The 11,358-nt window shown below is 58.9% G+C and carries 7 protein-coding genes; 5 read left to right on the top strand and 2 right to left on the bottom strand.

Going from position 1 to position 11,358, the window contains the following annotated elements:
• Nucleotides 1–11 precede the first annotated feature (11 nt).
• Entirely contained in the window at nt 12–1,823 is a 1,812-nt protein-coding gene (locus ACUNV4_RS22485) for an SLC13 family permease (RefSeq protein WP_430880876.1), read from the bottom strand.
• A 286-nt stretch (nt 1,824–2,109) separates the two neighbouring features.
• Here ACUNV4_RS22485 and ACUNV4_RS22480 point away from each other — a divergent pair, with 286 nt between their 5' ends.
• Both ACUNV4_RS22480 and ACUNV4_RS22475 read left to right on the top strand, forming a co-directional pair.
• The gene (locus ACUNV4_RS22480; RefSeq protein ID WP_430880875.1) at nt 2,110–5,259 is read left to right on the top strand and encodes an ABC transporter transmembrane domain-containing protein; all 3,150 of its coding nucleotides are present in this window, start codon (nt 2,110–2,112) and stop codon (nt 5,257–5,259) included.
• 66 nt (nt 5,260–5,325) lie between these two features.
• Nucleotides 5,326–5,784 (top strand): Crp/Fnr family transcriptional regulator, encoded by a 459-nt coding sequence (locus ACUNV4_RS22475; RefSeq protein WP_430880874.1) that lies wholly within the window; start codon nt 5,326–5,328, stop codon nt 5,782–5,784.
• A 14-nt stretch (nt 5,785–5,798) separates the two neighbouring features.
• Here the strand turns inward: ACUNV4_RS22475 and ACUNV4_RS22470 are convergent, their stop codons facing one another.
• Nucleotides 5,799–7,148 (bottom strand): SagB/ThcOx family dehydrogenase, encoded by a 1,350-nt coding sequence (locus ACUNV4_RS22470; protein WP_430880873.1) that lies wholly within the window; start codon nt 7,146–7,148, stop codon nt 5,799–5,801.
• Between the two features lie 59 nt (nt 7,149–7,207).
• Between ACUNV4_RS22470 and ACUNV4_RS22465 the strand changes: the two genes are divergently transcribed.
• The 3 genes from ACUNV4_RS22465 (at nt 7,208) to ACUNV4_RS22455 (ending at nt 11,355) form a co-directional block, all read left to right on the top strand.
• Nucleotides 7,208–8,536, top strand: a complete 1,329-nt coding sequence (locus ACUNV4_RS22465; RefSeq protein ID WP_430880872.1) for a cytochrome P450 — start codon at nt 7,208–7,210, stop codon at nt 8,534–8,536.
• 286 nt (nt 8,537–8,822) lie between these two features.
• The gene (locus ACUNV4_RS22460; protein ID WP_430880871.1) at nt 8,823–9,047 is read left to right on the top strand and encodes a hypothetical protein; all 225 of its coding nucleotides are present in this window, start codon (nt 8,823–8,825) and stop codon (nt 9,045–9,047) included.
• Nucleotides 9,048–9,063: 16 nt separating this feature from the next.
• On the top strand, nt 9,064–11,355 hold the full coding sequence (locus ACUNV4_RS22455; protein ID WP_430880870.1) for a TOMM precursor leader peptide-binding protein: 2,292 nt from the start codon (nt 9,064–9,066) through the stop codon (nt 11,353–11,355).
• Nucleotides 11,356–11,358 lie beyond the last annotated feature (3 nt).

The following is an 11,358-nucleotide window of genomic DNA, read 5'->3' as shown; positions in this document are numbered from 1 at the left end:
CCAGCCGGTTGCTACAGGGGGAAGAACACGCTGATGGCCAGCAGTGCCACGACACCCACCACGATATTCATGGGGATACCGACTTTCAGATAATCACTGAAGCGATAGTTTCCCGCACCATAAACCAGGGTGTTGGTCTGATAGCCGATGGGGGTGGCGAAGCTGGCACTGGCGCCGATCATCACGGCGACGACCAGACTGCGGGCATCCACGCCGGACTGTTCGGCCAGACCGATGGCGATGGGGGTCAGAACCACGGCAACGGCATTGTTGGTGACCAGCTCGGTCAGAATCGATGCCATGACATAGATCAGTACCAGTGTGGCAAACGGTGGCAGGGTGGATAGCAGCGGCGCGACGGCATCGACGATCAGATTGACCGCTCCCGTGTTCTGCAGTCCCAGTCCGACCACCAGCATGGCACAGATGAGCACCAGCACGGACAGGTCCATCGAGGCCCAGGCTTCATCGTTGTCGATGCAGCGCATCAGCAGCAGAACCGACACCGCCAGCATGGCCAGAATGCTGATGCTCATGATATCGAAGGCTGCGAGCAATACGACGGCCATCAGGATCAGGAAGGCGGCCGGAGCATGATGGCGTCTGAAGGCGCGCTCATTGGTACGCGATATGGATGCCAGATCGCCTTTCATGGCCAGCGAGTCGAAGCCTGCCGGCGGACCTTCCATCAGCAGTCTGTCGGCGGCCTGCAGGCGTATCGTTGACAGGTCAGGGCCGGCGGCCTCGCCGTGGCGGTAGACCCCCAGAACACGCAGCCCATGGCGACGGCCGAGTGCCAGGTTCACGATGCGCTCGCCGCGAGCCGATCGCAGCGGTGTCACGATCGCCTCGGCAATCACGGGCTTTTCCGAGGACTCGTTGTCCTGAGTATGGCGCATGCCGACCCTCAGTCCTGCCTTGTTGCGCAGTGTCAGCAACTCGGAGGTTGAGGCGGTCAGGATGATTCGGTCGCCCGCGGCCACCAGGTGCTCGTTGTAGTGGCTGCGCATGATGAGACCGCCGCTGCGAACGCCCTTGATCTGTATGCCGGGTCGTTTGAGATCCGCCAGCTGGGACAGGGCCTTGCCCAGGTCCGGATGGTTTTCCAGTATTGTCACTTCCGACAGGAATTCGGATTCACTGATGTCCGATCCCTTCTTCCCCGCTGGTCTGTTGGGTAGCAGAATGGGACCAAGCAGCAGCAGCAACAGCCCGCCGGCAATGGCCACGGAGATGCCGACGGGCGCGATCTCGAACAGCGTGAAAGGCCGCAGGCCCGCTTCCCTGACCACACCGTCGACCAGCAGATTGGTCGAGGTGCCTATGAGGGTGCAGGTACCGCCCAGAACGGCAGCATAGGAGAGTGGAATCAGAAGCCGCGTCGACGCGATGTCCATGGATTGCGCCAGACGGATGACCACCGGAATGAGAATGAGCACGATCGGTGTATTGTTGATGAAGGCTGAACTTGCCATCGTGGCCAGCAGGAACAAGGCAATCGTGGGCAATGGTCGGTGGCGGGCGTGGTGGATGAACACGGTGGCAAGCGCATCGAGCAGTCCGGTTCTGACCAGGGCGCCGGAAATGACGAACATGGCAGCGATGGTGATGGGCGCGGGATTGGAGAAGACACTCAGGACGTCGTCCGTCGAGACAAAGCCCAGCAGCACGAAGACACTGGCGGCGGCCATGGCCGTGACTTCCGCCGGGTAGCGCTCCACGAAGAAGGCCACCAGCAGCACGATCAGTAGCAGCAGCGCGATGGCTGCCTGATGTGCGGCTATCCAGTTGCCGGGATGAAAAACGGGATCGAGATTCGACATGACCGATTGAGCGTCCTATACCGGACCTGGGAAATCGGCCAATGCTGCGCGGAAGCGGGTGGAATCGCAAGCGAAAAAGAGCAGACGAACCGAATTTCGTTTCTTGGTCAGCCCGCGGCAGACGGCTCATGCCTCCGGCAGGCCGAGACGGTCAATGATACAGGCTTGCGAGGGTCTGGTATGGTTGTGCGGCATGCCGTCTTGCCAGAGACGCGCGTGTCGCGGATGCAATGGTCGGTCTGAGTGCTGGCTGAATCGTACCAGGTCACTACAAGGGTTGTACTAGATGGAAGACGGCTTGTTTGCCTACATTCTCCGTTACAGCAAACGGCAGCAGATCATTCTGGTTCTGATGACCGCATTGTCGTTCCCCTTCTATTACCTGAGCCTGGACCTTCCCAAGACAATCATCAACGATGCCATCAGTGGCTCCGATTTTCCCGTTGATATCGCACTCGAGTTTGCCGGCTACACGTTCACCTTCGGATCGCTGGAGCAGGTGCCCTATCTGCTGTTCCTCTGTTTTCTGTTCCTCTTTCTGGTACTGGTCAACAGCGGCTTCAAACTGGTCATCAACATCTATCGCGGCACGCTGGGAGAGCGCATGCTCAGGCGAATGCGCCTGCAGTTGATCGAACGCATCATGCGATTTCCGCTGGCCAGGTTTCGCAGCACCAGTCAGGGGGAGCTGGTGTCCATGGTGAATCAGGAAACCGAACCTCTTGGCGGCTTCATCGGTGAAGCCTACTCGCTGCCACTGTATCAGGGCGGCATGTTGCTGACCATTCTGGTCTTCATGTTCGTGCAGGACTGGAAGCTGGGACTGGCTGCCATTGCACTGTACCCGCTGCAAGCCTGGTTGATCCCCAAGCTGCAGAAGAGAGTGAACCTCCTGAATCGCCAGCGCACGGTGCGACTGCGCAATCTGGCCGAGAACCTCGGAGAGGTTGTTGCCGGCATCAACGAAATTCACATCAACGACAACAGCAGTTTCTACAAGGATCACTTCTCCAAGCTGCTGGGCGGGATCTTCAACATCCGGGTGAAGATCTATCGGATGAAGTTCTTCATCAAGTTTCTCAACAACTCCATCGCCCAGTTGACACCGTTTCTCTTCTTTCTCATCGGCGGCCTGCTGGTCATCCGCGGAGAAATGACCATTGGCGCCCTGGTGGCCGCCGTTGCTGCCTACAAGGACCTCTCGCCGCCCTGGAAGGAGCTGCTGGCCTGGTATCAGGGACAGGCCGATGCACGCATGCGTTACACCATTCTCACCGAGCAATTCGCACTCGATGACGAACCGGTTGCCAGCGAAGAATCGTTCAGTCCGCAATGGCTGGAAGAGCTGAAGGAGCTGCCGGTTGCAGCAAGCAATGTCAGCCTCAAGCGGCATGACGGCATACGGGAGATCAACAATGTCTCGCTGTCCATGAACAGCGGAGACTGGATCAGTCTGGTGGGTACCGGCAACAGTGGCAAGAATGGCCTGGCACAGATGTTTGCCAGGCTGACCTACCCTTCCAGTGGCAAGATCCTGCTGGCCGATCAGGATGTCACCCGAATTCCGAGGGTCACCACGGGGCGTGCGGTGAGCTATGTCGGTCATGACTCCTATCTGTTTTCCGGATCGATCAGAGACAATGTACTGCTCAGCCTGAAATATCAGCCACAGGAAGGGCTGATCGATGACATGGTGATCGATGACGATATCTGTTTCAAGAACTGGCAGGAAGAGGCTCGCCTGTCGGGAAACAGCGACGTGGCCATCAACGCGGACTGGGTGGATCATCGCAGTGCTGGTGTCGATAACGCGGACCTGCTGACACAACGGCTCGATGAAATACTGCAGACCGTGGAAGTCGAGGAGGACCTGGTACGCTACGCCCTCGAGCGCACGATCGAGCCTGATCGGTTTCCGGAATTGACAGACCGGGTCATCGAGGCCAGACAACTGTTCAAGGAACGAGTGCAGAGTGACGGACTGGAGTCGCTGGTCGAATTTCTCGATCCCGAGCAGTACAACGACAACGCATCTCTGGCAGACAACATCCTGTTCGGGGCTTCCTGTGACGACAAGTTCTCGGCAGAGGGGCTGGCAGAGCATCCCGTCTTGCGTGCTCTGCTGGACGAATATGGCCTCAGCCAGACGCTGGATGAGGCCGCGGTCACGTCGGCGACCACCATCGTGGAGCTGTTCTCCGACCTGCCCCCGGGTCATGAATTCTTTGACCGTTACAACTTCATCGAAGCCGAGGACCTGCCCAGGCTCAAGCGCATTCTCGGGGTCATGGAAAAGAAAGGGGATATCGGTCGCCTGGATGCCGCTGATCGCAAGCTGCTGCGTTCTCTGCCCTACAATCTGATTCGTGGCCGTCACAGACTTGGCATTCTCGATGAAGCGGCCAAGGAAAAGGTTCTGATCTTGCGGCAACGGTTTGCCGGGGAGCTGGATGAGGCGTCGCGACAGCAGATCGATTTCTTCGCGCCCGATCGATACAACGCCAACGCGCCACTGGTGGAAAACATCATCTTCGGGCGTGTGGTATTCGGCCGTCTCGGGGCGGAAAACAAGGTGTATCAGCTCATCGTGGATGTACTGAGACACCTGAATCTGATTTCGCCGATCCTGGATATCGGTCTCTCTGCACCGGCGGGACTTGCCGGCGGATTGCTGCCGGTCTCGCAGCGACAGAAGCTGTTGCTGGCCAGAGCGTTACTGAAAAAGCCCAGAGTGCTCATCGTCAACGAAGGACTGGGCGGACTGGATAGCGAGGAGATGGAGCGAATTCTGGGGAATGTGAAACGACAGTACCCGACGCTGAGTCTGTTCTGGGTCGACAATCAGGCACGGTTTCTGCCCCTGTTTGATCGAGTAGCCTATCTGAAGTCCGGCAAGATCGACAAGATCGAGGAGGTGGGGACACAGAGCGACGATGAGCCAGTCGCCAGCGAGGAAGCCAATGCAGAGACGGCACGTCAGCCATTCACGGTCGAGGAGGACAAGAAGCTGGCCTTGCTCAAGAGCATTCCACTGTTTCGTCTGATGGATGATCCGCATCTGATGATTCTGGCTCGCCATTGTGATGCGATCGGGTTTTCCCGGGAAGAATACCTTTTCCGGCAGGGGGATGAAGCCGATTGTCTCTATGTCATCATGGAGGGCAAGGCGAAAATCCTGATTGCACAGGGCAGTTCGCACAGAGTGGTCAGGGAATGTGGCGAAGATGAGGTGATCGGGGAGCTTGCCATGCTCTCGGACGAACCCCGTACTGCCTCGGTACAGGCCGTGACCGATCTGGGTGTTCTGAGGCTGGAAAAGGACGCCTTCATGGATATGCTGCAGTCCAACAGTGCGATGGGGTATCAGGTATTGCAAGTCGTTGCGCAACGCCTGGTGAGTACGAACCGGGAATTGACCAACGTTCTCGCATCATGACAGACCGTCGAGGTACAGATAACCGGGTGACACCGGGCAGCAAGTCGACAACAGCAGGGTATTGCCATGAGTATTGATGACGAATATGAACTTCTCAGAAGCATCGAGCTTTTTGAAAGTCTCGATCCCATTCAGCTCAAGCGTCTGATCTTCGTCAGCCAACGCTATCAGCTGAAGGCTGGGGAGTATCTGTTCCATCAGGGAGACAACTCGGATAACGTGTTTGCCATCGTGCACGGCGAATGCGCGGTGCTGGTGGACTCCAGCAGCGGCGAGATATCCATTGCCCTGCAAGGCAGTGGCGAGCTGGTGGGTGAGATGGCCGTCATAACCGGTGAACCGCGCAATGCCTCCATTCGTGCTACCACCGATTGCGAAGTGATCGGTTTCGAAAGCGATCTGTTCATCAGCACGGTCATCAATGATCCGCAAACGGCTCTGTCGATGATGAGACTGTTGTCTGCCCGCCTGGTCAATCTGCGCAATCAGGTGGAAGCGTTGTCCAGGGACCGGATGAAACCCTGACACAGACGCCAGGCTCAGTCCCGATGGTCTGGCATCGACCCGAGCATCAGCTCGCCAATGGACGTCTCGATCTGCGAGTCGACCCCCAGCAGTTCGCTGAACAACAGGGAGTCACCACAGCCGAGCGGGCAACTGGCAAGCTCCATGGCGGCTGCGTTCGACATGGCCAGCTGGTAGATTGCTCCGACTTCCTTCAGCGCCAGCGCATAGCCCAGTTCCGGGTACCTGCCGTGCACCAGCGAGAAATCACAGGCAAGCACCAGCAGTACCTGAGGTGGTATGGTGATATCTGCGGTACGCGCAGCTCCTGCCAGCAGGCGCGTCAGTGAGGTGCCGGGGTGTGCGATGCTCACAAGTTCATGACGAAACGGTTCGTACAGGTAAAGACCTGCCCGAATGCCCCGGCATTGGCGTATGGCCACATAGGTCTTGATCGAATAGCAGCTGCCACCACTGGGGTAATTGCGTCGACCCTGTTGCTCGCCGACCGTGCGAAACAGAAACTCTGCCAGGCAGCCGCTGGTGATGGGAGCCTTACCTTGCTCTCGGATGGAACGGCGCTGGCTGATGACCGTGGCGTAGTCCGTAGTGGCCTTGTTGCAAGATTTCCTGGCGGGCCTGTCAAGCCTGGTGATCGGGGCACTCTCGAGGCGTTCATCGAGCGTGTCCGAGCGGAATGGTGTCGGGCCCGCCGTTGTGGATCGGCCGGGGAAACGCTGTGTATAGCCGGCGCGGGTTCGTGTATGAAACAAGCGCTCGTGAGCCGCCCCGGGGGGTTCCTGTGCGGCATGCAGCAGGCCGCACCAGTCGAACAGTCTGAGGATGGCTTGCATGGCCTGTGCGGAAAGGTCCTGCATCCGGGTGATGATCTGCTGAGCGCTCAGGCCGACCGACAGGTCATGCAGCAGACCGGACAGCGCTCTGTCATGCAGCTCCAGGTTGGCCCATTGCCCGGGATTTTCCAGACACAGGCAACCTCCGGTGCGATGCGCGATCGTGTAGCGCGAAAGCCTCAATCTGCCCTCGGGCAGGCACTGCGGCCATGGCGACGGCGCCGCTCGCAGCGCCAGGCAGCTGGCAAGCTGCCGGTCGGATTCACTCAGGTGCCTGTCGAGCGCTCCGAGGCGGTCCAGCTGATAGAGTATCGAGGCCGCACTTCCGGCATCGCCGCCAGCCGACAGTACCGATTGAAGTTGCTCTTCGCTGATGCGCTCGTCGACGAGCAGATCTCGTATGTGCGTGTTGCCCCCGGTGGCCACGCGGTGTTGGCCTGCGCTTGTTTGCAGAACAATACCGTGCGCATCCTCGCGGCTCGCAATATCCCGTGTCAGGGAGTATTGCCAGCACAGTGTCGAGGTGCTCATGTCTCGCTGAACTCGACACGCAGCGGGCGATACCTTGCGCGACGTTTCGGGCAGAGCGCATGACGCGCGGTTTGCCGGGCCCTGTCGGAGACGATGCCGGTGCTTTCAATTATCGTCTGTGGCAAGCGGATGCCTTCACCTTCCTGTCGGATCTTGCCAGGGCTTATGGGGACGTTGTCGGCTTTCATCTGGGGGACTCGGCTTGCGTTCTGGTCAACGGTGCGCCGGAGGTCCGTGAACTTCTGAAACGACAGGAAACGCATCTCTGCAAGCCCGAGTTCGTCAGTGAGTCCCATCGCGCAGACTGGGGAGATGGTCTGACATCGCTCGAGGCCGAGTCATGGCGCAGACGACGACAGGCTCTGCGCCCCTGTTTCACATCAGCCATGGTGTCGGCAGCCGCAGTATCGGTGACTCAGTGTACAACACAGATGCTGGATACCTGGCGTAATGATGCGGTGCTGGACCTGCGGCAGGAACTGCGATTGCTGGTTGCCCGCATAGCACTGAGGACAGTGCTGGATGCCGATATCGAAGGTATGCCGGATTGCCATGAACGTTCCGGGCTGGTGTCACGCACACAGGCCCTGGGCGAGGATCGCAGAAGCATTGATGGCGGTGATCCGTCAGCCCCCTTGTGGCAAGTACGGCCAAGGGCACCCTCGAACATGGATGCAATTGTATGCATCGTGGATGAAAGACTGTGCAGTGGTGAGACACGGGGTGATCTGTTGTCTTTGTTGCTGGCTGGCAGGGAAACGACTGAGCCGGGATGGGGGCGTGAGGCACTCATTGGCGAAATCATGCAGATGCTGTACGCCGGGCATCTGACGATTCCAGCCAGTCTGATGGCTTTCTGGCGAGAAGTATCGAACCACGTGGGGCGCGAAATATTGCTGGCTGAGGCCAGGCGTTTTTCCTCCGCTTCCTGCGGAGACGCAGTTGCAAGGCATGGGCCTCACTGCCTTGCCATGCTGAAGGAGAGCCTGCGGCTTCATCCACCGGCACCACTTCTGTTTCGTGAAGTCACGTCGGCCTTCGAACTGCGCGGCCATGCGCTGGATCGACAGATGCTGGTTCTGGTGAGCCCGCAGTTGCTGCATCGTGATTCGCGTTATTTTGCACAGCCGGAGCAGTTCATTCCCGCGCGTTTTCTCGGGAATGACAAGGACCCGATGGCGACGCAGTCGCAGGGCGGCAAGCCTCTGCAGGCAGTGTCCGGAAGTGCTGCGCCCTATCTGCCATTCGGCATGGGGCCACGCAGTTGCATTGCCAGCCACCTGGCCATGCAGCAGATGGCGCGGATTATCCTGCTGGTTGCCGACAGATTCATTGTGCAGCCCGTCAGGGGCGATAGCACTCGATTTATAGTGCAGGCAAGGCACTGATGGGAAGGGTGGTGTCGGCCGCACGGTTGCCAGAACTGGTCATGCGGGCGCCCATTCCTATACAAAAGCATCGTTTTCATCCTGAATAATACAATTCGGTCACATTGCGTGTCATTCTGACTCGGCACTGTCGCAGGTTTTTCACTTGCCTTGTGAGACTGTGCGCACGGAAAGCCGACTCGGCTTGCCGCCAGGTGGTTCGGGTCGAGAGCAAGAAGACAAGCCGTATCGTCAGAATGTTCATGCCGATGACGGTCTCACTCAGCGTTGTACAGGAGTAAGAAACATGGCTGCACCGACCAGGGAACAATGGAGTCACATCCATGCAAAAGCATGGAAGGAGCCGGAATTCAGGGCCCTGCTGGAGAGCGATCCATCCGCTGCTCTGGCGCAATATGGCGAGCAGACGGGTAACGAGTTCGACAAGGTTGTCGACATCGGGCCTCGACCAGAGGGCGTCGAGGATGAAGACCTGCACAAGCACCACAAGATTCCGCCCGCCTGCTGCTAGTTGCTGATACGTACACGTGGATGCCGAGGCGACCGCCTACCCCCGCTTCAAGTCCAGTGTAAACGCCATCGTCGATCCGGACGATGGTCTGTTTCTTCTTTGTGAAGGTCGGTACGCATGGATGCCCGAGCGCATATTCAAGGCACTGGCCCCCATGCTCAATGGCAATCACCCGGTCGAGTCCATTTTCAGCAAGCTGGCTGATACCCATGCAGCCCGCGATGTACTGGGCGCGCTGGATCGACTTCGCAAGGGTGGTTATCTGGCGGAGGATGCCACCGTTCTGGAGGCAGCGAACAGAGCCTTCTGGGAATTGTCAGGCACAGCGCCATCCCGGGCACTACACAATCTGCAGCAGTCCAGCCTCTCGATTCGATTGATCGGCACCACGATGGACCCTGCCACGGTCTCCATCCTGACGGAATGCCTGGCAGAGGAGGGCATCACCGTGCAGCAGGATGCCGATTGCAGCATCGTGATCACCGATGATTATCTGCACCCTGAATTGCAGAGCTGGAACGCCCAATCGCTGGAGAGCGGACATTCCTGGATCCTGGTCAAGCCGCGCGGACTGCAGTCCTGGATGGGACCTGCCTTCATGCCTGGCCGGTCTGCCTGCTGGCAGTGCCTGGCACAGCGCCTGCGCTGGCATCGGCGAGTGGACTGTTACCTCGGGGCTGCAGCGGAAACGCCGCCGGGCGCACCTGCCGCGGGCCTGAATTCCTCACTGCTCGCGCAATTGCTGGAAGTTGCCGCCGAGGTGACGCGCTGGTTGGCAACGGATCATTCCGCGCTGCTCGATCGTGTGGTGAGCACGAACCTTCTGACGCTGGAGCGCCGGCATCACATCCTGGTACGCCGGCCTCAGTGTCAGGCTTGTGGAAATGGTTTGGCAGATCTCGATCGCGAAGACGCCATGCCGCGCATTCGTTCGCAGCGCAAGGTGAGCAAACTGGACGGCGGTGGTTATCGTGTCATGAGCGCGGAAGCCATGGCCGCACAGCTGGAACACCATGTCAGTCCCATCACCGGCATTGTCGGCAATCTGGAAGTGGGCCGTCGGTCCGGGCCGACGACGCCGGTAGATCACTGGATGACTCCCACCTACTCTGCCGATCACAATTTCAACGACATGCACGATGGCGACTTCATGCTGTACGAAGGACTGCGTCGCCGTTCTGGCGGCAAGGGCAAGCATGCAGCCCAGGCCAGGGCCAGCGCAGTCGGCGAGTCTCTGGAGCGCTACAGCGGTGTGTTCGATGGTACCGAGGTCCGGCAGCGAGCCAGCTTCGATGCGCTGGCCGGCGAGGCCATCCATCCGAATGTCTGCATGGGCTACAGCCAGGAACAATATCGGAACAGGCAGTTGCACAATCAACGGCAACACAAGGCACACTGGGTGCCAGAGCCATTTGACAGCAGTGCGCAGATCGACTGGAGTCCGCTGTGGTCACTGACGACAGGGCGCCGCCGCTTTCTGCCGACATCATACTGCTACTTTGGCTACCGCAGTAGTGACTCCTTGTTTGCGCGGGCCGATTCCAACGGTTGTGCGGCGGGAGCGGTGCTCGAGGAGGCCATGCTGCAAGGGGTTCTCGAATTGATCGAGCGTGATGCCGTGGCCATCTGGTGGTACAACCGCATCGAAAGGCCAGCAGTGGATCTGCAGGCCTTGAAAGATGAATATGGTCGCGAACTTCAGAAACACTATCAGAGCCTGGGACGGGACTTGTGGGTTCTGGATGTCACCAGCGATATCGGTATTCCCGTCTACGCGGCATTGTCCCGACGCACCGACAAGCCGCAAGAGGACATCATCTACGGTTTCGGTTGCCATCTCGACCCGGAAATCGCACTGCTACGCTCCCTGACCGAACTCAATCAGTCACTGGAAGCCGTACCGATGGCGGCAGGCGAGGCGTCTTCACAAGAGTACCTTGGCACGGACGAAGCAATTCACTGGTGGCAAACCGTTCGGCTTGATGAGAACCCCTATCTTGGAATGCCTCGAGCATCGAGCGTGCGATCGCCAGGCTGCAGGCCGCATGAGAATCTGGCGTCCGGTGATCTCTCTCGGGATCTCCGGACCTGTGTGGATGCACTGGCGCACCATGGTCTGGACACACTGGTGCTGGACCAGACCCGGCCCGATGTCGGATTGCCCGTGACAAGAATCGTGGTCCCCGGGCTACGGCATTTCTGGGCGCGTTTCGCAGAAGGACGTCTCTACGATGTGCCGGTTCAACAGGGCTGGTTGCGCGAACCCCTGACGGAGAATCAGTTGAATCCGTTTGTCATTCAGTTCTAACCG

Source organism: Granulosicoccus sp. 3-233, assembly GCF_052681095.1.
Note: the sequence above shows the minus strand (reverse complement) of the source record. Positions and strands in the feature narration are given on the sequence as shown.

What these genes read in the sequence shown, in the direction of transcription:
- ACUNV4_RS22475 (WP_430880874.1), top strand. Translation starts at nt 5,326, where the DNA reads ATGAGTATTGATGACGAATATGAACTTCTCAGAAGCATCGAGCTTTTT.
- ACUNV4_RS22470 (WP_430880873.1), bottom strand. Translation starts at nt 7,148, where the DNA reads ATGAGCACCTCGACACTGTGCTGGCAATACTCCCTGACACGGGATATT.
- ACUNV4_RS22465 (WP_430880872.1), top strand. Translation starts at nt 7,208, where the DNA reads ATGACGCGCGGTTTGCCGGGCCCTGTCGGAGACGATGCCGGTGCTTTC.
- ACUNV4_RS22480 (WP_430880875.1), top strand. Translation starts at nt 2,110, where the DNA reads ATGGAAGACGGCTTGTTTGCCTACATTCTCCGTTACAGCAAACGGCAG.
- ACUNV4_RS22485 (WP_430880876.1), bottom strand. Translation starts at nt 1,823, where the DNA reads ATGTCGAATCTCGATCCCGTTTTTCATCCCGGCAACTGGATAGCCGCA.
- ACUNV4_RS22460 (WP_430880871.1), top strand. Translation starts at nt 8,823, where the DNA reads ATGGCTGCACCGACCAGGGAACAATGGAGTCACATCCATGCAAAAGCA.